Annotated in this window: 20 protein-coding genes and 1 tRNA gene; 6 read left to right on the forward strand and 15 right to left on the reverse strand. The window is 59.8% G+C overall.

Features of this window, described 5'->3' with window-relative positions:
* Positions 1–37: 37 nt before the first annotated feature.
* The 7 genes from pstA to AXG89_RS00840 form a co-directional block, all read right to left on the reverse strand.
* A complete protein-coding gene (pstA, locus tag AXG89_RS00810) occupies positions 38–934 on the reverse strand; it encodes a phosphate ABC transporter permease PstA (RefSeq protein ID WP_061999908.1) in 897 nt (298 codons plus the stop codon).
* Positions 931–1,914: a phosphate ABC transporter permease PstC gene (pstC, locus tag AXG89_RS00815; protein ID WP_062000927.1), complete on the reverse strand. Its 984-nt coding sequence runs from the start codon at positions 1,912–1,914 to the stop codon at positions 931–933. The genes pstA and pstC overlap by 4 nt, the downstream gene beginning before the upstream one ends.
* Positions 1,915–2,002: 88 nt before the next feature.
* The gene (gene pstS, locus AXG89_RS00820) at positions 2,003–3,034 is read right to left on the reverse strand and encodes a phosphate ABC transporter substrate-binding protein PstS (protein WP_062167192.1); all 1,032 of its coding nucleotides are present in this window, start codon (positions 3,032–3,034) and stop codon (positions 2,003–2,005) included.
* 227 nt (positions 3,035–3,261) lie between these two features.
* Complete coding sequence (glmM, locus tag AXG89_RS00825) at positions 3,262–4,620, reverse strand: phosphoglucosamine mutase (RefSeq protein WP_062170170.1); 1,359 nt, start codon at positions 4,618–4,620, stop codon at positions 3,262–3,264.
* A gap of 84 nt (positions 4,621–4,704) precedes the next feature.
* The gene (gene folP / locus AXG89_RS00830; protein ID WP_062167195.1) at positions 4,705–5,574 is read right to left on the reverse strand and encodes a dihydropteroate synthase; all 870 of its coding nucleotides are present in this window, start codon (positions 5,572–5,574) and stop codon (positions 4,705–4,707) included.
* 101 nt (positions 5,575–5,675) lie between these two features.
* Complete coding sequence (ftsH, locus tag AXG89_RS00835; protein WP_061999911.1) at positions 5,676–7,571, reverse strand: ATP-dependent zinc metalloprotease FtsH; 1,896 nt, start codon at positions 7,569–7,571, stop codon at positions 5,676–5,678.
* Between the two features lie 195 nt (positions 7,572–7,766).
* The gene (locus tag AXG89_RS00840; protein ID WP_061999912.1) at positions 7,767–8,429 is read right to left on the reverse strand and encodes an RlmE family RNA methyltransferase; all 663 of its coding nucleotides are present in this window, start codon (positions 8,427–8,429) and stop codon (positions 7,767–7,769) included.
* Between the two features lie 383 nt (positions 8,430–8,812).
* Between AXG89_RS00840 and AXG89_RS00845 the strand changes: the two genes are divergently transcribed.
* Positions 8,813–9,367: a YhbY family RNA-binding protein gene (locus AXG89_RS00845; RefSeq protein ID WP_061999913.1), complete on the forward strand. Its 555-nt coding sequence runs from the start codon at positions 8,813–8,815 to the stop codon at positions 9,365–9,367.
* 72 nt (positions 9,368–9,439) lie between these two features.
* On the opposite strand, the gene AXG89_RS00850 is transcribed toward AXG89_RS00845, so the two are convergent.
* The 7 genes from AXG89_RS00850 to gloB form a co-directional block, all read right to left on the reverse strand.
* Positions 9,440–9,961: a DUF4149 domain-containing protein gene (locus tag AXG89_RS00850; RefSeq protein ID WP_062167197.1), complete on the reverse strand. Its 522-nt coding sequence runs from the start codon at positions 9,959–9,961 to the stop codon at positions 9,440–9,442.
* Positions 9,961–10,437 carry a transcription elongation factor GreA gene (gene greA, locus AXG89_RS00855; RefSeq protein ID WP_061999915.1) on the reverse strand — a complete coding sequence of 159 codons (477 nt, stop codon included), beginning with the start codon at positions 10,435–10,437 and terminating at the stop codon, positions 9,961–9,963. Before greA ends, AXG89_RS00850 begins: the two co-directional genes overlap by 1 nt.
* Before the next feature lie 153 nt (positions 10,438–10,590).
* Positions 10,591–13,845, reverse strand: a complete 3,255-nt coding sequence (gene carB, locus AXG89_RS00860; protein ID WP_062167198.1) for a carbamoyl-phosphate synthase large subunit — start codon at positions 13,843–13,845, stop codon at positions 10,591–10,593.
* A gap of 77 nt (positions 13,846–13,922) precedes the next feature.
* Entirely contained in the window at positions 13,923–15,062 is a 1,140-nt protein-coding gene (gene carA, locus AXG89_RS00865; protein WP_061999917.1) for a glutamine-hydrolyzing carbamoyl-phosphate synthase small subunit, read from the reverse strand.
* 366 nt (positions 15,063–15,428) lie between these two features.
* On the reverse strand, positions 15,429–16,664 hold the full coding sequence (locus tag AXG89_RS00870; RefSeq protein WP_062167200.1) for an MFS transporter: 1,236 nt from the start codon (positions 16,662–16,664) through the stop codon (positions 15,429–15,431).
* Between the two features lie 110 nt (positions 16,665–16,774).
* Positions 16,775–18,418, reverse strand: coding sequence for a transglycosylase SLT domain-containing protein (locus AXG89_RS00875; protein ID WP_062167202.1), 1,644 nt, complete (start codon positions 18,416–18,418; stop codon positions 16,775–16,777).
* A 157-nt stretch (positions 18,419–18,575) separates the two neighbouring features.
* A complete protein-coding gene (gene gloB, locus AXG89_RS00880) occupies positions 18,576–19,379 on the reverse strand; it encodes a hydroxyacylglutathione hydrolase (RefSeq protein ID WP_062167204.1) in 804 nt (267 codons plus the stop codon).
* A gap of 18 nt (positions 19,380–19,397) precedes the next feature.
* On the opposite strand from gloB, the gene AXG89_RS00885 reads away from it, so the two are divergent.
* The 5 genes from AXG89_RS00885 to AXG89_RS00905 all read left to right on the forward strand — a co-directional run bounded on the left by AXG89_RS00885 (position 19,398) and on the right by AXG89_RS00905 (position 22,308).
* Complete coding sequence (locus tag AXG89_RS00885) at positions 19,398–20,243, forward strand: class I SAM-dependent methyltransferase (RefSeq protein ID WP_056354262.1); 846 nt, start codon at positions 19,398–19,400, stop codon at positions 20,241–20,243.
* A complete protein-coding gene (gene rnhA, locus AXG89_RS00890) occupies positions 20,243–20,701 on the forward strand; it encodes a ribonuclease HI (RefSeq protein ID WP_062167206.1) in 459 nt (152 codons plus the stop codon). Before AXG89_RS00885 ends, rnhA begins: the two co-directional genes overlap by 1 nt.
* Before the next feature lie 12 nt (positions 20,702–20,713).
* Positions 20,714–21,451: a DNA polymerase III subunit epsilon gene (gene dnaQ / locus AXG89_RS00895; RefSeq protein WP_062167208.1), complete on the forward strand. Its 738-nt coding sequence runs from the start codon at positions 20,714–20,716 to the stop codon at positions 21,449–21,451.
* 78 nt (positions 21,452–21,529) lie between these two features.
* Positions 21,530–21,604 (forward strand) — tRNA-Val (locus AXG89_RS00900).
* A 374-nt stretch (positions 21,605–21,978) separates the two neighbouring features.
* The gene (locus AXG89_RS00905; protein WP_162915987.1) at positions 21,979–22,308 is read left to right on the forward strand and encodes a hypothetical protein; all 330 of its coding nucleotides are present in this window, start codon (positions 21,979–21,981) and stop codon (positions 22,306–22,308) included.
* A gap of 3 nt (positions 22,309–22,311) precedes the next feature.
* Here AXG89_RS00905 and AXG89_RS00910 read toward each other — a convergent pair whose 3' ends face one another.
* Positions 22,312–23,934 (reverse strand): tetratricopeptide repeat protein, encoded by a 1,623-nt coding sequence (locus AXG89_RS00910; RefSeq protein WP_069638332.1) that lies wholly within the window; start codon positions 23,932–23,934, stop codon positions 22,312–22,314.
* Positions 23,935–24,057: the final 123 nt, after the last annotated feature.

The raw sequence follows: 24,057 nt of genomic DNA on the forward strand, positions 1-24,057 counted from the left end.
CATCGCTTGCGACTGTGTTCATGGAAGGGTTTCCGCCTTATTTTTTCGAGAAGATCGAGCGAGCGAGGATGTTCAGACCGAGCACGCCGAGCGTGATCAGGAACACACCGGCCCACGCGAGCGCTTGCCATTGGGGGAACGGGCTCATCGCGAACTTGTAGATGGTGACCGGCAAGTTGGCGACCGGCTGGCTCATGTCCCACGAGAAGAACTGGTTCGACAACGCCGTGAACAAGAGCGGCGCGGTCTCGCCGGTAATGCGGGCGACGGCGAGCAGGACACCCGTCACAATGCCGCTCACCGATGCCTTCAGCGTGATCGATGTCACCATCTTCCACTTCGGCGTACCGAGTGCAAAGGCCGCTTCGCGCAGCGCGTTGGGCACGAGCCGCAGCATGTTTTCGGTCGTACGGATCACGATCGGAATCTGCAGCAGCGCCAGCGCGATCACGCCCGCCCAGCCGCTGAAGCGTCCCGAATGTGCCACCACGATCGCATACACGAACAGGCCGATCACAATCGACGGTGCCGACAACAGGATGTCGTTGATGAATCGCGTGACACTCGCAAGCCAGCGCTTGTCGCCATATTCGGCGAGATAGACGCCTGCCAGTACGCCAAGCGGCGTACCAATGAACGTTGCGAGTCCCACCAGCATCAGGCTGCCGACAATCGCGTTGAGCAAACCGCCGCCATCCGTATTAGGCGGCGGCGTGTTCTGCGTGAAGAGTTCGACAGACAAACCGCCCACGCCCAAGCGGACCGTGGTGAAAAGAATCCATACGAGCCACAACAGACCAAACGCCATGGCTGCCAGCGACAACACCAGCGCAACCACGTTCTTGCCGCGCCGGCGGCGCTGCAGCTTGATCCGCGTGGCGGCTTCGCGCTCCGGATTGCCGGAGCCGGGGAATTGCATCGTGGGCTGGCTCATTTTCCGCCCTCCCCTTTTTCAAGGCGAAGCAGCATCAGCTTGGACAACGACAGTACGATGAACGTGATCAGGAACAGGATCAGCCCGAGTTCCATCAGCGCCGATGTATGCAGGCCCGGGCTCGCTTCAGCAAATTCGTTCGCAAGCGCTGACGTAATGCTGTTGCCCGGGGAAAACAGCGAGACGTTATCGAGCAGATTCGTATTGCCGATCACGAACGTCACCGCCATCGTCTCGCCGAGTGCGCGGCCAAGGCCGAGCATCACGCCGCCAATCACACCAGTGCGCGTGAACGGCAACACGATCTTCCACATCACTTCCCAGGTCGTGCAGCCGATCCCGTACGCCGACTCCTTGAGCAGCACGGGCGTGACTTCGAACACATCGCGCATCACCGCCGCGATGTACGGAATGATCATGATCGCGAGGATCACGCCCGCACACAGAATACCGATACCGATGGGCGGCCCCTGGAAGAACCGGCCGATAAACCAGACATTGCCGAGCAAATGGCCGAGCGGCTTCTCGAAGTACGTCGCGAAGATGGGCGAGAAGACGAGCAGACCCCACATGCCATACACAATCGAAGGAATTGCCGCGAGCAATTCGATCGCAACACCCAGCGGCCGGCGCAGCCATGCAGGCGCGAGCTCGGTCAGGAAGAGCGCAATGCCGAAGCTCACCGGCACGGCAATGATCAAGGCAATGATCGATGTAGCGATGGTGCCGTAGATAGGCACGAGCGCGCCAAAGGCATCCGCTTGCGGATCCCACTCGGAGCGCCAGAGAAAACTGAGACCGAATTTTTGCAGCGTAGGCAGCGAAGCCACCACCAGCGACACGATGATGCCGCCCAGCAGTAACAGTGTAATTACAGCAGCAAGCCGTGTCAGGCTGCCGAAAACGATATCACCGAGTTGTCCCGGAGCACGCTGGGCGCGGCTTGCGGGCGGAGTCGATGCGAGGTTGATGTCCGACATGGGAGCCTTCGGAAGGACCGCGCGGCGGATGCCGCGCGGCATAACGGACTAAAAAGCCAGAACGTGTTGCTTGATGCCTGAATGCAACTTACTGCACGACTGCCTTGCCCGACGCGTCCTTGACCTTCGCCTTCCACTGCGTTTCGATTTCGGCGGTCACCGACTCAGGCAGCGGGATGTAATCGAGATCGTTCGCAGCTTGCGTACCGTTCTTGAACGCCCAGCCGAAGAACTTCAGCGTTTCCGCGCCCTGTGCTTCCTTTTCCTGCGTCGTGTGCAGCAACACGAACGTGGCGCCGACGATCGGCCATGCGTCCTTGCCCGGCTCATTCGTCAGGATCTGGTAGAACGACTTCGACCAGTCTGCGCTTGCTGCCGCTGCCTTGAACGTTTCCGTCTTCGGCTCGACCACGGCGCCTGCTGCGTTCTTCAAGTCGACGTACGTCATCTTGTTCTGTTTAGCGTACGCCCATTCCACGTAACCGATCGCACCCGGCAAACGCTGGACGAATGCAGCAACGCCGTCGTTACCCTTGCCGCCCGTGCCCGTCGGCCAGTTGACCGTCGAGCCTTCGCCTACCTTGCTCTTCCACTCGGCGTTCACCTTGGACAAGTAGTTCGTCCAGATGAAGCTCGTGCCCGAACCGTCGGCGCGGCGCACCACGGCGATGTCGGTATCCGGCAGCTTGACCTTCGGGTTAAGCGCGGCGATCGCCGGGTCGTTCCACTTCTTGATCTTGCCGAGATAGATGTCGCCGAGCACTTCACCCGACAACGTCAGTTCGCCCGGCTTGATACCCGGAACATTGATTGTCGGCACCACGCCGCCAACCACTGTCGGGAACTGGAAAAGCCCCTGCTTTGCCAGTTCATCGTCTTTCAAAGGTGCGTCCGAGCCAGCGAAATCCACCGTCTTTGCGATGATTTGCTTGATGCCGCCCGACGAACCGATACCCTGGTAATTGACCTTGCCGCCGCCCGACTTCTGGTACGTATCGGCCCATTTCGTGTAAATCGGTGCTGCGAAGGTGCTGCCCGCGCCGGTGATGTCGGCAGCTTGTGCTGACAAGGCAAACATTGCGCCGACGATGCCTGCGAGCGCGGTGTGCATCAATTTCATGTGATCTCCAGGGTTGTGAGCAAGTGGCTCGACACCGCGAAGAATAGGGTCTCTGTGTGACACTTCGATGACGAACGATGAAGACAGCGTGACAACGTGCTTACGGGTTGAAAGTTTTACTTATGAGCCTGGACGCATACGTTTGCCGTGCTTTTGGGCGTGCGCATGAAAAAATGCCACGGTTTTGGCCGTGGCATTGTTGTTTGACGCGGACGCGTCTGCAAAACTCAGGCCGTTGCTTCCTTCACGACCTTGGCAATGTTTTCAGCGTGTCTGACCGCTTCGGTCTGCGACGCCGCCTCGACCATCACGCGCAGCACCGGCTCAGTCCCCGAGGCACGGATCAGCACACGTCCCTTCGATTCAAGCTCGCGCTCGGCATCGGCGATAGCTCGCCTGATCGTGTCGCTGCCCTTCCAGTCCGCGCCCGGGCTCATGCGCACGTTGATCAGCTTTTGCGGGAACAGGCTCACGCCTTCCAGCAAATCTGCCAGCGCCCGGCCGCTGCGCTTGACCGCTGCGAGCACGAGCAGTGCGGAGACAATGCCGTCGCCCGTTGAATGCCGGTCCAGCGACAAGATGTGGCCCGAGCCTTCCGCGCCCAGGACCCAGTTGTTTTCGCGCAGCTTTTCGAGAACGTAACGGTCACCCACCGCCGCGCGCACGAACTTCACGCCGGCTTGTTTAAGCGCCACTTCCACGGCCATGTTCGTCATCAGCGTGCCGACGGCGCCATCGATCTTTCCATCGGTTGCGATCCGGTCGTTGACCAGCACGTAGAGCAATTCGTCGCCGTTGTACAAACGACCGGACGCATCGACGATCTGGAGCCGGTCGGCGTCGCCATCGAGTGCAATGCCGATATGCGCCCGATGTTCCTTCACCGCTTTCACCAGCGCATCGGGGGCGGTCGCACCCACGCCGTCGTTGATGTTGAAGCCATTCGGCGACACACCGATGGTCACCACCTCCGCGCCGAGTTCATGGAAGACCTGCGGCGCGACGTCGTACGCGGCGCCATGCGCGCAGTCGACTACAAGCTTCAGCCCATGCAAATCGAAACTCGCCGGGAACGTGCTCTTGCAAAATTCGATGTAGCGGCCGCGCGCATCGTCCAGCCGGCGAGCCTTGCCGAGCAGTTCGGAAGGCGCGCAGGACATGGGTTCGTCGAGCTGCGCTTCGATCTGCAACTCGACTTCGTCAGGGAGCTTATTGCCATCGGCGGAGAAAAACTTGATGCCGTTGTCGTAATACGGGTTGTGCGAGGCGCTGATCACCACGCCTGCGGCGAGGCGCAACGCGCGTGTCAGGTACGCGACGCCCGGCGTCGGAATCGGACCAGCCAGCATGACGTCGACGCCTGCCGCTGAAAATCCCGATTCCAGCGCCGCCTCGAGCATATAGCCGGAGACCCGCGTGTCCTTGCCGATCAACACAGTCGGCCGGTTGCCGCGTTGCGCCCACTGATCCGCACCTGCCAGCACCTTGCCGGCGGCGTACCCAAGCCGCAATACAAAATCGGGCGTGATCGGGGATTCACCCACCTTGCCGCGAATGCCATCGGTTCCAAAATATCGACGTGCCATGTTCTTGTTCGTTTCCTCGCGCTGAACGCGCTTCATCTATTTGTGTGTTGATTCGTGCATAGTGCGCGCCGCGGCGCCCCAGCGCTATCCCGCCCGGTTGATGGCATCGCGGACTGCTTGCCAAACGTTGAGCGCATCGGCCGTGGCCGCGACGTCGTGCACGCGCATGATCGACGCGCCCCGTTCCGCCGCGCACACCGCTGCCGCCACGCTTGCAGCCACCCGTTCGGACGGCTGAGTCCGGCCAGTCACTGCGCCCAGCATCGACTTGCGCGACATCCCTGCCAGCAACGGCAGGTTCATGTTCACAGGCTGCGTACCGGCGAAATTTGCCAATAAGTCGTAATTATGAACCGTCACGGACTTGCCGAAGCCAAATCCGGGATCAAGACAGATGCGATTTAGCGCAATGCCGGCCTCGGTCAACGTGCGCACACGTTCGTCGAAAAACTCGCGCACTTCCGCCACGACATTCCGATAGACCGGCTCGTGCTTCTGCATGGTCCCGGGTTCGCCAAGCATGTGCATTACACACAGACCGCTGGCGCTGTCCTTGACGGCATCGAACGCGCCTTCCCGACGAAACCCCCAGATATCGTTGATCATGTCCGCGCCGGCAGTCAGTGCGGCACGCATCACGGCAGGTTTGTAGGTATCGATGGAAAGCGGCACGCCAGTTGACCGCAATGCCTCGATCACCGGGATCACGCGCTCCAGTTCCTCGTCGAGCGGCACGGGTGGCGCGCCGGGACGTGTGGATTCGCCGCCAATATCGAGGATGTCGGCGCCATCGCGAATCATCGTTTCCGCTTGAGCCAGCGCGGCATCACGCGCGACAAACCGCCCGCCGTCTGAAAACGAGTCCGGCGTGACGTTCAATATTCCCATGATGAGCGGACGCTCGAAGGTGAGCGTGAATCGGCCACACGTGAGGGGGTCCGCGACGGTTTGCATGGCTGTAGCTAAATAGGTGTTGCTCAAGACGGTGATCTCAAAAAAGAAAAAGGGCTGGTGTGAACAACACACCAGCCCTTCGAAACTACTCTGGAATCACGTCAGGCAGAAGCAGGCGCTGTCGTGTTACCCGGCTTGACTTCCGCACCGGTATTGCCGCCACCAGCAGACGGATCGCTCGACGGCGGCGGCAGGTTCTTCGGCGGCCGCGGCGGACGACCGCCCATGATGTCGCTGATCTGTTCTGCGTCGATGGTTTCCCATTCCAACAGCGCCTTCGTCATGGATTCGACCTTGTCGCGGTTGTCTTCCAGCAGCTTGCGAGCGAGGCCGTATTGGTCGTCGAGAATCCGGCGAATTTCAGCATCGACCTTTTGCTGCGTGGCTTCGGATACCGTCTTCGACGCCATCTTGCCGAACATGCCGTCCTGCTCGGTATCGACATATACCATCGTGCCAAGCACATCCGACATACCGTAACGCGTCACCATGTCACGAGCCATCTTGGTCGCGCGCTCGAAGTCGTTCGAGGCACCCGTGGACATGGAGTTCAGGAACACTTCTTCCGCTGCACGGCCGCCGAACAGAATAGCGATTTCCTCGAGCATCTTGTCGCGATACAGATTCACGCGATCGTGTTCCGGCAACTGCCACGTGATCCCCAACGCCCAGCCACGCGGCATGATGGAAACCTTGTGCACCGGATCTGCGTGAGGCAGCAACTTCGCCACCACTGCGTGACCCGACTCGTGATAGGCCGTATTCCGACGCTCTTCTTCGCGCATCACAGCCGACTTGCGCTCCGGACCCATGAAAATCTTATCCTTCGCGTCCTCAAAATCCGCCATCTCGACGATTCGCTTGCCGCGGCGCGCTGCGAACAGCGCAGCTTCGTTCACGAGATTCGCCAGATCGGCGCCAGAGAAGCCCGGCGTACCCCGTGCAATCACCGAAGCATCGACGTCGTTCGAGATCGGCACCTTGCGCAGGTGCACCTTCATGATGTGTTCGCGACCGCGAATGTCCGGAAGACCGACATAAACCTGACGGTCGAAACGGCCCGGACGCAGCAACGCCTTGTCCAGTACGTCAGAACGGTTGGTTGCAGCGATCACGATCACGCCAGAGTTCGCTTCGAAGCCGTCCATTTCAACAAGCATCTGGTTCAACGTCTGTTCGCGTTCGTCGTTACCGCCGCCCATGCCGGCGCCACGATGACGGCCCACAGCATCGATTTCGTCGATGAACACAATACAAGGCGCATGTTTCTTCGCCTGTTCGAACATGTCGCGCACCCGTGCGGCGCCAACACCCACGAACATTTCCACGAAGTCAGAACCCGAGATGCTGAAGAACGGCACCTTGGCTTCGCCAGCAATGGCGCGCGCCAGCAGCGTCTTACCCGTACCCGGAGGCCCGACCAGCAGCACGCCGCGCGGAATTCGCCCGCCGAGCTTCTGGAATTTCTGTGGATCGCGCAGGAAGTCGACAAGCTCGGAAACTTCTTCCTTCGCTTCGTCACAACCAGCGACATCGGTGAAATTGATTGCGTTGTTGTTCTCGTCGATCAGCCGCGCTCGTGACTTGCCGAACGAAAACGCCCCGCCTTTCCCGCCGCCCTGCATCTGCCGCATCATGAAGAACCAGAAACCGATGATCAGGATCGTCGGTCCGAGGTAATACAGCGCAGAAACGAGCGCGTTGGGTTCGTCGTCAGCCTTGCCGCTGACCTGAACGCCGTACTTCATCAGGTCGCCGACCATCCAGATGTCGCCAGGCGACACGATCTGGTACTTCTGACCGTCTGCGGGGGTGACGGTGAGATTACGGCCCTGCACGGTAACGGTCTTGACCTTACCGGTCTTCGCGTCGTCCATGAACTGCGAATACGACACACCTTCCTGGACGCGGGGTTTGTCGAACTGCTTGAACACCGTGAACAGCACCAGTGCGATAACCAGCCACACCGCTGCCTTAGAAAACATATTGTTGTTCAAAGCACCACTCCTTCACTCATAGACGGGCGCCTACATTCGCCTTGCGGCACCACGAAAGCATTCTAATCCAGACCGCAAGCCCCTGCTATAACCTTTGACTAGCACGAAGATAGCGGCCGGATCCGATTTTTGGACCCCTTCGGCAAAAACGCTCGTTGGACAAAAGCTCCTCCGAGGCGGTTTCGCCGGCAACTCTCACTCACGACGCTTGAGTTGCCTGCCCAAAATAAACGTTTCGGACGATTTGTCGCGCGACGCCTTAGGCTTGCGTGGCGCGACGATTTTGAATTGATGCTTGAACTTTTCCACAATCTGACTATAACCGCTGCCGTGAAAACATTTAACCAGCAGCGCACCATCCGGTTTCAGGTGGTTTTGCGAAAATTCCAGCGCCAGATCACACAAATGCTCCATCCGGGCGGCATCCGCGCTCGCAACACCTGAGAGGTTGGGGGCCATGTCCGAGATTACAAGATCGACTTGATGATCCCCGACCAATTCTTTCAGTTGATCCAACACCGCGTCTTCCCGAAAGTCACCCTGGAAAAACGTAACGTCGGCAATGGGTTCCATGGGCAGGAGATCGAGCGCAATTATCTTGCCATCTATCCCGCCTTCGCGTGTGTCACCGCGGTTCGCCCCTTTGGCCAGCTTATTGCGCACATACTGGCTCCAGCTTCCCGGAGTCGACCCCAGATCCACGATGATCTGCCCCGGCTTGATCAGCTTGTCCTGCTCGTCGATCTCCTTCAGTTTGTACGCGGCGCGCGCCCGATACCCCTCGCGCTGCGCGAGTTTCACGTACGGGTCGTTGATGTGGTCGTGCAGCCACGAGTAGTTGAAGCGGTTTTTTGCCATTAAGAATGAACTCTTGCTGCGTGAAGCTGTACTTTTAGCGGATAATACGCGTCTAATTCGGGCTGCTGCTCAAATTTGAAGCAGCCTTCGTGTATATGGACAGCCGGTTTCGGCGACGTTGCGCCCTGTGGTGCGCCCGGTATGGTAGCCGGAAGCAGCCAACCGGCAAGGCATTCCAGCCGAATTGGCCGGTGCAATACCTGAGCTTCGGCGATTAAAGATTCGTTAAAATCAAGTCCGTTTGCTCGCCGCCACACCTCGCGCCGTCCGTCATGTTCCCGAGCAAGGCGTTCCGCCCTGCACGTCTTTGTTATTGCGATCGCGACCGTTCAGCCGCTTTTACGCTACGTCGCCCCTCATTTTAGTCGAGTCCGTTACTTCTCATGTCAGCTCTTAAACTTTCTCCTGCCCAACGCGCCGACCTGCGCTCCCAAGCTCACGCGCTCAAGCCCGTTGTACTCATTGGCGGCGAAGGGCTGACCGAGGCCGTGCTCGCCGAGATCGAAGTCCACCTCGCCGCGCATCAGCTCATCAAGATCCGGGTTTTCGGCGATGACCGCGAATCCCGCGTCGCCGCTTACGCCGAAATCTGTGATCGCCTGGGCGCGGCTCCAGTCCAGCAGATCGGCAAACTTCTCGTGGTGTGGCGTCCGGAAGACGACGCTGCGCCTGCACGCAAAACCGGTACGGCTGGCGTGCGCGGCGCGAATCGCGTTGCGCCGCCGAGCGCGGGTGAAGCTGCCGATGCATCCACGAAAGGCCGCGCCCCGCGCGTGGTGAAGGTCGTGAAGATCACCCGCGATGCACCGGTGGTCCGCAAGCCGAAAAAGCAGAAACTGCTGGTTCGTGGCAATGAACGCGTCACCGCCGGCGGCAACGTGAAGCGTGCAAAGAAACGTCTGCCGAGCGCCAAGCGCCACCATCAGTCGTCGAAGTAAGCCGTTCCGGGTTCGCCCGGAAAGCAAAAAGCCGGTGTGATCCGATCAGCTCGGATCCCACCGGCTTTTTTTTCAGCCGCGTGCGCGACGTGCTGCGACGCTGGCTGTCTTTCCCTTCGGAACCGCGGTTTGCGCAGGGAACCGTCCCGGCGGAAGGCGCCAGAACAAGACCAGTCCCAACACACTCTCGATCAGGTAAAACGCGCTCGATACCCCGTGCAGCATGCCGAACCGGCTTGCATACGGTGACTGCGCGAGTTCCATCCCGCCCTCTTGTGCCGCCACACGCAAGGCGTTCATGAACGGCTGCAAGGCAAAATAGCCGATCAGCACGCACAGCAGCATGCCCGCGATCACCCAGCGCGTCCGCTTGTACTCATCGAAACCCGTACGTACCAGGCGATTCGCCATGACCAGCAGCACCAGCGCGCACACTACGCCCAGCATGCCCTCGATGCGAAAAAGCTGCGCCGCGACCGAACCCGCGGAGGTCCGGTCGAGCATGCTGAACAGCACGGGTGCTGCGATGTAACCCAGGGCCAGCACGCTGCCGACCCAGATCATGGCGACGATCCGAAAGAATCGATGAGCCATCAGACGTACTTGACCGCAATGACTTCGTATTCGCGCGCGCCGCTCGGTGCCTGCACCGACGCAACATCGCCCTCCGTCTTGCCAATTAACGCACGTGCTATAGGCGAGCTGATCGACACGAGGCCGTGATCGATGTCGGCTTCGTCGTCGCCGACGATCTGATAGGTCACCGAATTGCCCGAATCCAGGTCTTCCAGCTCGACGGTCGCGCCGAAGATCACGCGGCCGTCGGCTTCCACCTCGGTCGGATCGATGACTTGCGCGCCTGCCAGCTTCGACTCGAGCTCAGCAATCCGGCCTTCAATGAAGCCCTGCTTCTCTTTGGCAGCGTCATACTCCGCGTTTTCCGACAAGTCGCCCTGCGCGCGCGCTTCGGCGATCGAATTGACGACCGACGGGCGTTCTACGGATTTCAAATGTTGCAATTCGTCGCGCAGCAACGCTGCGCCACGTTTAGTCAAAGGAACTGTGCTCATAACCAACTCATTACGCAAAAATGCAGACGTAAAAAAATTACCGCGGTTAAGTGCATCTCCCGGTAAATATGGGAGACGCCGCTTAACCGCGGCCCTTGATACTTAGACTTCATATGGAGACTGCTGATACTGCTGAGACTCGAATCTGAAGCCTTAGTTTAGGCGAGCATGCAGTCCTTGTAAATCATAGACTTCCAGGTCCTTCAGATATCGGAGGCCTTCGACCGCCGCACGGGCGCCGGACATGGTCGTGTAGTACGTGACCTTGTTGGCTTGCGCGCTCATGCGGATCGAGCGGGAATCGGCGATCGCGGCGCGCGTTTCATCCACGGTCGTGAAAACCAGCGCGATTTCACCATTCTTGATCATGTCCACGATGTGCGGACGGCCATCCTTCACCTTGTTCACGACCTTGACCGGAACGCCCGCCGCTTCGATAGCCGCAGCCGTGCCCTTGGTTGCGACAATCGGATAGCCGAGTTCGTGCAGCATGGTCGCGACTTCCACGGCCTTTTGCTTGTCGGCGTCCATTACGGTCAGGAGAACCGTGCCGCTTTCCGGCAAGCGCGATCCGGCCGCAAGTTGCGACTTGAAGAGCGCCTCGCCGAACGTGCGGCCCACGCCCATGACTTCACCCGTCGAACGCATTTCAGGTCCGAGGACCGGATCGACCGCCGGGAATTTCACGAACGGAAACACCGCTTCCTTGACGCTGAAATACGGCGGGATCACTTCCTTCGTGATGCCTTGCGCCGACAGCTTCTGGCCGACCATCGCGCGAGCGGCGATTTTCGCCAGCGGCAAACCCGTCGCCTTCGACACATACGGCACCGTGCGCGAAGCACGTGGATTCACTTCGAGCACGTAGATCACGTCCTGCTTCGTGCCGTCTTCACGCGGCACTTGCTGGATCGCGAACTGCACGTTCATCAGGCCGACCACGTTCAGCGCACGCGCCATGGCGCCGGTCTGGCGCTTGAGTTCATCGATGGTTTCCTGCGACAGCGAATACGGCGGCAGCGAGCAAGCCGAGTCGCCGGAATGCACGCCCGCCTGTTCGATATGCTCCATCACGCCGCCGATGAACACCGCCTCGCCATCCGAGATGCAGTCCACATCGCATTCAATGGCGTCGTTCAGGAAACGGTCGAGCAGCACCGGCGAATCGTGCGACACCTTCACGGCTTCGCGCATGTAGCGTTCGAGATCGCGCGGCTCGTGGACGATTTCCATCGCGCGACCGCCGAGCACGTACGACGGGCGCACGACCAGCGGATAGCCGATTTCCTCGGCGAGACGCAGTGCTTCGTCTTCGGCGCGCGCCGTACGGTTCGGCGGCTGGCGCAGGTTCAGGTCCTGCAACAGCTTCTGAAAACGCTCGCGGTCTTCGGCGGCATCGATCATGTCCGGCGATGTTCCGACAATCGGTACGCCGTTCGCTTCGAGGTCCAGCGCGAGCTTCAACGGCGTCTGGCCGCCATACTGCACAATCACGCCAACCGGCTTTTCCAGCTCCACGATTTCAAGCACGTCTTCGAGCGTCAGCGATTCGAAATACAGCCGATCAGACGTGTCGTAGTCGGTGGAAACAGTCTCGGGATTGCAGTTGACCATGATCGTTTCATAGCCGTCTTCGCGCATCGCCAAAGCTGCGTGCACGCAGCAATAATCGAATTCGATGCCCTGCCCGATCCGGTTCGGACCGCCGCCCAGGACCATGATCTTCTTTTTATCCGTCGGATTCGCTTCGCACTCTTCCTCGTAGGTCGAGTACATGTAAGCGGTCTTCGTCGCGAATTCGGCGGCGCACGTGTCCACGCGCTTGTAGACCGGACGCACCTTCAATGCGTGACGGTGTTTGCGCACGGCCGTCTGATCGGAGCCCAGCAACTTCGCCAGGCGGCGATCCGAGAACCCGCTCTGCTTCAGGTACAGCATTTCATCCTTGGTCAGGCTGTCGACAGTACGGCCGCCAAGCGCCTTTTCCTTCTGGATGATTTGCTCGATCTGCGCGAGGAACCACGGATCGATCGACGTCTCTTCGAAGATTTCCTGAGCAGTCAGACCGAGACGGAACGCGTCGCCCAGGAACCAGATCCGGTCCGGTCCCGGCTCGCCGATTTCACGAATCACTTCGTCGCGGCTGGTGGTCTTTTCGTCGAGTCCGTCGACACCCACTTCCAGTCCGCGCAACGCCTTCTGGAACGATTCCTGGAACGTGCGGCCAATTGCCATCACTTCGCCGACCGACTTCATTTGCGTTGTCAGGCGTGCATCGGCTTCGCGGAATTTTTCAAACGCGAAACGCGGGATCTTGGTCACCACATAGTCGATGGTCGGTTCGAACGACGCCGGCGTCTGACCGCCCGTGATCTCGTTCTTCAGCTCGTCGAGCGTGTAGCCGACGGCAAGCTTCGCGGCAACCTTGGCAATCGGGAAACCTGTCGCCTTCGATGCCAGCGCCGACGAACGCGACACACGCGGGTTCATCTCGATCACGACCATGCGGCCGTCTTTCGGGTTGATCGCGAACTGCACGTTCGAGCCGCCCGTGTCCACGCCGATCTCGCGCAGCACCGCGAGCGATGCGTTACGCAGGATCTGGTATTCCTTGTCGGTGAGCGTTTGCGCCGGCGCGACCGTGATGGAGTCGCCGGTGTGCACGCCCATCGGGTCCAGGTTTTCGATCGAGCAGACAATGATGCAGTTGTCCTTGGTATCGCGGACGACTTCCATCTCGAACTCTTTCCAGCCGAGCAGCGACTCTTCGATCAACAATTCGCGCGTGGGCGACAGGTCCAGTCCGCGACGGCAAATCTCCTCGAACTCTTCCTTGTTGTAGGCAATGCCGCCGCCCGATCCGCCCAGTGTGAACGAAGGACGGATCACCGTAGGGTAGCCGCCGCTGCCCGTCTGCGCAGCGATCTCCGCCTGCACCTGCAGCGCCTCTTCCATGGAATGCGCAATGCCCGACTTGGCCGAACCCAGGCCAATCTTCGTCATCGCTTCCTTGAACTTCTGCCGGTCTTCGGCTTTGTCGATGGCTTCCGGCGACGCGCCGATCAACTCGACCTTGTACTTTTCCAGCACGCCGTGATGGAACAGATCCAGCGCGCAATTCAGCGCGGTTTGTCCGCCCATGGTCGGGAGGATGGCGTCGGGGCGTTCTTTATCGATGATGCGCTCGACCACTTCCCACGTGATCGGCTCGATATACGTCACGTCGGCCGTATTCGGGTCGGTCATGATCGTCGCGGGATTGCTGTTGACGAGAATGACCTTGTAGCCTTCCTCGCGCAGCGCCTTGCACGCCTGCGCGCCCGAATAATCGAACTCGCACGCCTGGCCGATGATGATCGGTCCCGCGCCGATGATGAGGATGCTCTTGATGTCTGTCCGCTTCGGCATAACTGCTCTCAATGATTGTGTTGCGTGTTTTGTTTTGTCGCTGCGTCAACCCAACTGCGTCGATTCAAATGCGTCAATCAAGCCGCGACTTTCTGCGCTTCCATCAGGCCGACAAAGCGGTCGAACAAGTACGCAATATCGTTCGGTCCCGGCGATGCCTCCGGATGTCCCTGGAAGCAGAACGCGGGTTTGTCGGTGAGCGCGAAGCCCTGCAGCGTGCCGTCGAACAGCGACGTGTGCGTGACTTTTGCGTTGGCGGGGAGCGTGGATGCATCGACTGCAAAACCGTGGTTCTGCGACGTGATCACCACGCGGCCGTTTTCGAGGTCCTTCACCGGATGATTCGCGCCGTGATGGCCCGTCTTCATCTTCATGGTCCTGGCGCCTACGGCAAGACCCATGATCTGATGACCCAGGCAAATGCCGAACGTAGGAATGCCGCGCTCGATGAATTCACGGGTTGCGCGAATCGCGTAGTCGCACGGCTCCGGATCGCCGGGGCCGTTCGAGAGGAAGATGCCGTCGGGGTTCAGCGCGAGCGCGTCGGCGGCGGTGGCTTCAGCCGGCAGCACGGTGACGTGGCAACCACGCTCCGCGAGCATGCGCAGGATGTTGTACTTCACGCCGTAGTCGAACGCGACCACTCGGTATTGCGGCGCTTTCTGCTCGCCGTAACCGCTTTCCAGTTTCCATTCGGATTGCGTCCACTCGTACTTCTCTTTCGTGGAGACGACTTTTGCGAGATCCATGCCCGACAAACCCGGAAACGAGCGCGCGAGTTCGAGCGCCTTGACTTCGTCGTCACCAGCAAGAATGCAACCGTTCTGCGCGCCCTTGTCACGCAAGATGCGCGTGAGCTTGCGAGTATCGATATTGGAAATCGCGACGACGTTTTCGGCTTTCAGATAATCGGCAAGCGATTGTTCGGAACGAAAATTCGATGCGAGCACCGGCAGATCGCGGATGATCAAACCGGCGGCATGGACTTTGGTGGATTCGACATCTTCAGCGTTCACGCCGACATTGCCGATATGCGGGTACGTCAGCGTGACGATTTGCTGGGCGTAGCTCGGATCAGTCAGGATTTCCTGATAGCCGGTGATAGCGGTGTTGAACACCACTTCGCCGATCGTGTGACCGGACGCGCCGATCGAGTGACCACGAAAGACCGTGCCGTCGGCGAGTGCGAGGATTGCGGGAGAGAATGACGGCAACACGGGAGGCTCCTTGGGAACACCCTGTTGCCGACCTGTCATCCGACCGTGGGATCGCGCGCGGCCTTGTACGTGGCGCGTGCAGACCCGCATCGCGTTTCAAGGCGTTGGCGCATCACTCGCCTTTTTTTGCCGATGCACCTTCAGTCTGAAGAAGGGCGGATCGTGCGTCAGGCGGGTTGCGCGCATCGGGCCTTGAGCGCGGCGGATGAACGATGAGTGGGAGGTAGGCGCTAGGGTGTAGGTTGATTTGCTCAAACCTTCGAATTATAGCCCGAAATAGCCCTTTCCTCCAAATTTGAGACGTGCCGCACGCAAGACGCGTTCCAGGCTTGGAGCTGCAAACCACACCCGGCGGCCTTCTCCGACTCAGGAGACCACGCCCCCGCGCTTTTCAAGAACGCTGCTTGGCAGCACGTACCAGATCGCGCTTGCGATCTGCATCGCGATCAACCCGCCCCATGCGCTCAAGTGCGCGGCGACCGGATAGTGACCCGCTTGCACAGGCCAGTGCGAGAGCATCGCGCCAATGCCCACTTGCAGGCCGAAGATCAGGATGAACAGGACCAGCGTCAGCGTGCTGTGCGCGCGGCCGATCATGTGTGTCGGGAAATATTCAGCCATCACGGCGTAGCTCAGGATGCCCGTGCCGCCGAAAATGCCATAACACGCAATCAGCAACGCGGGAGGGATTGGCGCGCGCATGAACATCAGTACCTGGACAAGTACGAACAGTCCCATGCCGAAGCCGCAAAACGCGTAAACCGTGATGCCGCGCCTTGCCAGACTCCGCGCCGCCGCGCCGAAACTGACGCAGCCGATCATCATCGCAATACCGAGCACCGATACCAGCACAGCCGCATGGTGGGCGCTGAGGCCCATGACATCGAGCAGATAAGGCCGGATCCAGAGCGACTGCATGGCGTAGAAAACGCCCTGCGTCACCACCGAAAACGATGCGATCTTCCAGAACGCGCCGCTGCGCAAGATATGCCACGTGCCCTTGAACTGGGTGAGCATGTCCGCTTTTCGATGCCCGTCATCACGGTGTTCAGGTGCAAACAGGAAGATCGCTGCGGCCACGGCGAGCGTCATCACGACGAGGCCAAAGCAGATGTGACGCCAGTCGGTCACGCCCAGCGTCCATGCGAGCGGCGAGCCGACCACCACGCCGCCAAGACCGCCGACTGCCATGACAAAGCCGTTGACCATCGGCAATTGCGCAACGGGAAGTATCTGGGCGAGCGCCTTGAACGCCGCGCTCATGCACACGGACACGCCCACGCCGATCAACAGGCGCCCAAGCATCATCCCGCCGATACCCCGCGCCGCGCCAAACACACCGATCCCGAGAGCCGCGAACAGCAGCATGCCGGCGGTGACACGGCGCGGCCCAAACCGGTCGAGCAACATGCCCACGGGAATCTGCGCGGCCGCGAAGCCGAGAAAATACAGCGATGTCAGCAAGCCGAGATCGGCGCCCGACAGCCCCAGATCGTGCGTGATATACGGCGCGAAGCCCAGGTTCACGCCGCGGAACACGTACGAGACGAAGTAACCGGCCGAGAACAGGAAAAACACGCGAAGACGAACGGATGACGTCATGTGCAGCGCAGGGCTTTTTTGGAATTGAAGCGGAAGTTTAACTTGCCGGCCCAAATGGAAACGCCGTCACCTTGGTGACGGCGTGGATTCTTGACCGCGTGGACAACGAATTATTTCTTCTTTTTCTCGACGGTCTTCGTACTTTTCGATACTGCCACTGCCGGCCTGCCTTTCGCAGGCGCGCTGGCTTTCTCGGCGACACGCGTTACCTTGACCGGCGCCGCGCTTGCCTTGCCGTTGCGCGCGCTGACGCCCTTCGACTGCGGCGCGTGCGTGCCGATCTTCGACACACCGCCCCTCGTCCGGCTTGTCGCGCTCACCGTTTCCACGCGAACCGGACCGGGCTCAGCCGGCACCGCACGGCCGACCGGCACATGCAGCACGATCAACTGGCCCGGCAGGACCGTATCGCGATGCGTCCGGTTCCAGCCCTTCAGTTGACCGACCGACACGTTGTATCGATCAGCGAACGTGGACATGGACTGCGCGCGGCGAACGCGAATCAGCATCTTGCGGGTATCGGGGACGTCGGGTTCGACGGCGAGCATCGCGCTTTCGGCGACGTCGGCGCTGATGTCCTCGTCGTCGTCATCGCCGCGCGGCACCACGATGGTCGATCCCGCCTTCAGCCGCATGCCAGCCGGAATGCGGTTCACGGACATCAGCGTATCGGGGTCCACACCGATCTTTTGCGCGATCATTGCAGGCGTCGCGCGTTCGCTCACCGTATAAGTGGTCCACGACGACAACGCGCCTGAATACGTCTTCAGGTTTTTCTGGAAGGTGTTGGCGTTATCGAACGGAAGCAGGATTTGCGGGTTGGTCGCGCCCAGGATCACCGGCTTCGCAAACGACGGATTCAGCGAACGGAACTCTTCCACGGTCATGCCGGCGAGCCGGGCGGCCATGGTCACATCGATATCGCGCGCCGTGGTCACGGTCACGAAATACGGATGGTTCGGGATATCAGGCAACGTGAGCCCGTACATCTGCGGATTCGCGATGATGTTCTTCACGGCCTGCAGCTTCGGCACGTAGTTCCGCGTCTCGTTCGGCATGCGCAGGCTTTGATAGTCCGTCGGCAAGCCGAGCGCTTCGTTCTTCGCAATCGCGCGCTGGACACTGCCCTCGCCCCAGTTGTACGCGGCGAGCGCCAGATGCCAGTCGCCGAACATGTCGTGGAGCCGTGACAAATAGTCGAGCGCTGCACTGGTGGATGCCAGCACGTCGCGCCGTTCATCCTGAAACATGTTCTGCTTCAGGTTGTAGTCGCGGCCGGTGCCCGGCACGAACTGCCACATGCCGGCGGCTTTTGCCACGGAAAGCGCCTGCGGGTTATAAGCCGATTCGATGAACGGCAGCAACGCGAGCTCGGTCGGCATGTGCCGCTGCTCGAGTTCCTCGACGATGTGATACAGATATTTCTGTGACCGCCCGGTCATGCGCTCGACGTAATCGGGGCGCTGCGCGTACCAGTTCACCTGCATGTCGACCAGGTCGCTTTGCAGATCGGGAATCTGGAAACCACGGCGGATACGGCCCCACAAGTCACCGTCAGGTCCGGAAAGCGAATCGACGGACGTCTTGTCGACGTTGATCGTTTCCTTGGCGGCAGAGGTCTTGCGGATGGTGTCAGCTACGGCTTGCTGCTTCTCGGCGGAAGGGAGTGAAGATAGGGAGTTGGTCGCTGTCGGCCCCTGGCTGGCACATGCAGCCAAAGTCAGGACGAGTAGCGCACTAAAAATCAATCGCATGAACGTCTCGGATTCCAAAAAATGTGCTTGGAAATTTGGACCCGATAGTACGGAACCGCACGCATCACGTCAATATAAATGCAAAAAACGCAGCAAAATCCGGGACCTGCAAAGCATTTCAACGTTTCAGATGAAGATAACCGCAGCGGATTGCGGGTTAGCGAAATTTGTCTTTCCAGCCGCGCATGAGCGTGAAGGCATCGAGGCGGTCGCGCACCGGACGCTCGAACTGGGCGGCGAGCGCGGCCTGGACGTCTTCATTGTCGACACGCAGGAACGGATTGGCCTTGCGTTCGTGCGAAAGCGTGGTGGGAATGGTCGGCTCATTGCGCGTGCGCAGGCTGTGCGCGTCCTTGTCCCACGCCACAAGTGCCGCATTGTCAGGGTCCGCCGCGCGTGCAAAACGGATGTTCGACAGCGTATATTCGTGCGCGCAGTGAACGAGCGTTGCGTCTGGAAGTGCGGCAAGGGCGTCGAGGGAAGCCAGCATCTGCTGCGGCGTGCCCTCGAAAAGGCGGCCGCAACCGCTTGCAAAAAGTGTGTCGCCGCAAAAGAGATGCGGCGTGTCTTGCGGGTCTGCCGCCTGGAAATAAGCGATGTGGCCGGCGGTGTGGCCGGGCACGTCGATAACCGAGCATTCCAGCGCCGGACTCGCGATACTTACAATATCGCCCTGCTTCACGCGCCGCGTCAGATGGTCGATCGCCTCGCTGGCCGGGCCGATCACGGGGATTTCACCATCGGCCGATCGGCTAACGAGCAATTTTGCGACGCCGCCGACGTGGTCGTGATGATGGTGCGTGAGTAAAATAGCAGTCAGCCGCCAACCGCGTTTCGTCAGATAGGCTTCAACAGGCGCGGCTTCGCCCGGATCGACAACGACGGCATCTTGTCCGTCGGAAATCACCCAGATGTAGTTGTCTTCAAACGCCGGAACCGGCACGTACTCAAGCGTTTTCATAAGGCGACTCACCCGAACATGTCAGAGCGAACGATTATAGACTGGCCCGCCTGGACCGTTTCTGCGCCCGGCCGCTACGTGCTCGACTGGGAGCAGGCGCAGCTCGACCGCGTGGTATCGGATATTTTCGGCTATCACGCCCTGCAACTGGGCCTGCCCGGGCTCGACGCGCTGCGGGAGAATCGCATGCCGTATCGCGGCCTCGTGCTCGATACCGCCAGCGCCGCGAGCGCGCCTTTCACACTGCCGCCCGCCATTTCCGCCGATGCACGGCCGGGCGTGACCGCGCTGCCATCGGCGAGCCGCGGTTTGCACGCGCCCTCGGGCCGCAGCGCCGTATGGTGCGACCTGCTGGACTTGCCGTTCGAGGCGCAGAGCGTGGATCTGCTCGTGATGCCGCATACGCTTGAATTCACGAGTGATCCGCACAGGCTGTTGCGCGAGGCCGAACGCGTGCTGATGCCCGAGGGCCAGTTGATCATTCTCGGCTTCAATTCGCTCAGTTTGTGGGGCGCGCGGCAATCGCTCGGCAAGGTCGCCGGCAGGCCGTTCGTGCCGTCGGCGCATGAAATGATCGCGTTCACGCGGATCAAGGACTGGATCAAGTTGCTTGGATTCGATCTTGAACGCGGGCGCTTCGGCTGCTATCGTCCGCCGCTGCTGACTGATCAGTGGCTTGCGCGCTATCAGTTCATGGAAGCCGCAGGAGACCGCTGGTGGCCCATATTTGGCGCGGCCTACATGATCACCGCCATCAAGCGCGTGCGCGGCATGCGCCTGATCGGGCCTCGCAAGCTGAAAAAACCCGCCCTCGCACCGGGCCTGGCCCCGGTCGCCACGCCGCACACACGCAACGAGCATTGATGACCTTGAATTCCACAGACAAAGTAATCGATATCTACACGGACGGTGCCTGCAAGGGCAATCCCGGCCCGGGCGGCTGGGGCGCGCTGTTGCGCTTCGGCGACCAGGAAAAGGAGTTGTTCGGCGGCGAGACGCCGACGACCAACAACCGCATGGAGCTGATGGGCGTGATTTCCGCGCTCGAGGCACTGAAGCGTCCGTGCCGGGTCGTGATCCACACCGATTCGCAATATGTGCAGAAAGGCATCAGCGAATGGATCCATGGCTGGAAAAAGAAGAACTGGATGACGGCAGCGAAAACGCCCGTCAAGAACGCGGATCTCTGGAAACGGCTCGATGCACTCGTGGTCCAGCACCAGATCGAATGGCGCTGGGTGAAAGGCCACGCCGGCCATCCGGAAAATGAACGTGCCGATGCGCTCGCAAATCGCGGCGTGACTTCACTCGCCGAAGGCTAACTTTCTATCTCCATGCGCCAACTCGTACTCGACACCGAAACAACCGGCCTCAACGCCCGCACGGGCGACCGTATTATTGAAATTGGCTGCGTCGAGCTTGTGAATCGACGGCTGACCGGTAACAACCTGCACTTCTACGTGAATCCGGGGCGCGACAGCGATCCGGGCGCGCTCGCGGTGCACGGCCTCACTACGGAATTTCTCAGCGATAAACCCAAGTTCGCGGACATCGCGCATGAGCTGCGCGACTTCGTGGCAGGCGCCGAGCTGATCATCCATAACGCACCGTTCGACGTTGGTTTCATGGACGTCGAGTTCGCCCTTCTCGGCATGCCTTGCGTGAAGGAAGTCTGCGGCGGCGTGATCGACACACTGGTGAACGCGAAGCAGATGTTCCCCGGCAAGCGCAATTCGCTCGATGCATTGTGCGACCGGTTTGGCATCAGCAACGCGCACCGGACGCTGCATGGCGCCCTGCTCGACTCGGAGTTGCTCGCGGAAGTTTATCTGGCGATGACGCGCGGTCAGGAAAGCCTCGTCATCGACATGCTTGGCGAAATGCCGACGTCCGGGCCGGGTCATGCGCCGCGTATCGCGCTGGATGATCTGCAGTTGCCGGTGCTGCTCGCATCGGAGGAAGAACTGAGTGCGCATCTCGCCGCACTCGATGACCTGGACAAAGCAGTCAAAGGGACCAGCGTTTGGAGAATCGAAACGGTTGTTGGTGTCGAGGTTTCGGCGGCGCCTTGAAACGGGACCCGAATTATTGAAGCGCCGGAAGATTCTCTTTACGAAACGGCGAAGCTCTGACATAATCCAAAGCTCTTCGGGTGGTTAGCTCAGCGGTAGAGCACTGCCTTCACACGGCAGGGGTCACAGGTTCAATCCCTGTACCACCCACCAGGATTTCGCGGTTGAATTTGCATCGCGTAGAAAAGGCCCTCAGGCGAAAGCTTGAGGGCCTTTTTTTATTCGCGCACCTGCTTTGCATCGCTCACGCCGCATCACGCTGATGCCATCCCCACAATCAGACTTCGATGCCGGCCCGCCATTCATTGACCGATCTCAAAGTGCGGCTCGGAATTGTCCCATCGCGTTTCAGATTGCGCCGATATCCACCCTACCTTATTAAATTTACACTCGCTGATTCAATTTGATTTCGAAAATTAACGCGGCTCGCGTCGCAGATAAAGCATTTTTTTAAAAACGCCAGATTGAATCAGGTTAATAAAACAATTGTTCATCAAACTGGACAAACTAACTCGATGAGGTTTCAAGTGGACTCCAACGACTCAGTCAACAAATTCATGGGCGGCCTGTTCTTTGGTGCTCTCGTAACCACCGTCATAGCGTTGGCAATAGGATTTCTCGTCGATTCGTTTTCAATTCTCGCCCGATTACACTCGCTGCATCAAATCCTTGTTTCGGCAGTCATCGCCGCACTTACGCTGATAACACGTCCCGTGTTATTAAAAACCGTCTGGAGCAGCCGACGCGACCCGTTTCTCCTCGACCAAGACGTCACCGCGATTATTCAAGGAAGAGCCTTGGGAATTGTTTTCGGAATTATTATGGCAATCCTTATCCAAAACTATGTTATTGGCTGAAAATCACATATTCAAATCGAGTTGAATACTGACTGGTTCCTTGCCGACTTGAAGATGTCCGCTCCCCGGAGCATGTAAGAGGCCATTATCGAGTGCAAGTTGCTGTTGCAAGGCCGTAGCGATCTGCGTCAGCACCTCGTCCCAGTCGCCCTTCTGCCGCTGGTTGAACAGACGCACGGTGGGATACCACGGGCTGTCATCCCGATTACGCAACCAGCGCCAGCAACCGGCAAAACGGTTAAGCAGCCATACCGGCTTGCCCATCGCTGCGGCCAGATGCGCCACTGACGTATCGACGGCAATCACCAAGTCGAGATTCTCGATCAAGGCAGCGGTGTCCGCAAAGTCTGTGATGTCATCCATCCAGTCGATCAGCCTCGCCTTGCTGGCGACGTCTGCGCGCTTCGAAGGGTTATCGGATTTTTGCAGGCTGACCCAGCGGATGCCGGGCATTGCGAGCAGCGGCGCGAATTGGGCAGGTGCCAAGCTGCGCCATTTATCTTCGATCATGCCCGAATGGCCGCCTGCCCAGACCACACCGACGCGCGGCAATCCGGGCTCAGGTAACGCAGCGAGCCTGGCACTCCATGAAGCCGCGCGTGCGGGATCGGCAAAGAGATAAGGTATGTCGGCCGGGATGTTGTCGAGACAGGTGCCGAACGCCATCGGCAATGACATCATGGGGCTGTATAAGTCCCAGTGGTCGAGGTCGGGAAGCCCATAGTCAAGCATGACAAGGCCCGGCCAGCGCGGACAGAGCGACTCTTCAAACACGCGGCGCAAGGCGGGAGGGCAAATGAAGCCGACCTGCGAAAAGCGCTCCAGCGCCAAAGGCAGGTAGCGGACAAACTGCAGACTATCGCCGTTACCTTGCTCCGGAACGACCAGCAGACGTACTCCGCGTTCGGGGGAATGTTCTGCGTGAAAGCCCAGCTCCGGACGTTCACCCCGCCATTGCGGGAGTGAAACTCGCGGGCGTGCGTCTGTCGACAGGCTTCCATCCGCCTGGACGAAATTAGCCCAGCGATCTTCGTAATGGCGCCACCCTTCGTCGTAACGTCCGGTTGCCAACAGGACCGTTGCAAGATGACCGCGCGCACTGAGAAAATCCGGTGCCAGCTCGATGGCCCGCCGGAAAAGCCGCTCGGCGTCCTCCAAGGCGTCCAGATCCGCTGAAACAAGGGCAAGGTTGGCGAGCACCTGCACGTTGTCCGGTTCGAGCGCGAGCAGCTTGCGATAGCTGATGGCCGCGTCGTCGACAAACCCTTGCAGGAACAGTGCTCCCGCTTCGCAGAAGCGCATCTCGATCGAGTCGGGCTGGAGAGCGAGACCTTGCTTGGCTGTTTGCAGCGCACTGGCGTAAGCCCTCGAGTCGAGTTGAATGTCGCACAGCGTGGTGTAGAAATCCGGATGAGGATTGATTTCCAACGCGCGCTCGATCCACCTTTGCGCTGCTTCTAACTGGTCGGAATCGCGCGCCAGCAGCCCGCGCAAATAAAGGGCGCCGGCACGCCCTGAATCCTGCTCGAGGATTCTATCGACGGCAGCTTGCGCCTTGGCGATATCACCGCTTCGGCGCGCTTCGGCGGCCTGGTCATACAATGTTTCAATCTCGTCCAGTGGCATGCGCGAGAGGACGGGGGTGTTGCAAGAAGTGGTATGCATTCTCGGATAAGTCGGCTGCGCGCGCCTGCTGGACAACCGCAGCGTACGGCGGGTTTTTTTGATACGGTGTCCTGATTGTCAGAG

The sequence above is a fragment of the Burkholderia sp. PAMC 26561 genome, assembly GCF_001557535.2.
In the GTDB taxonomy this organism is placed as follows: Bacteria; Pseudomonadota; Gammaproteobacteria; order Burkholderiales; family Burkholderiaceae; genus Caballeronia.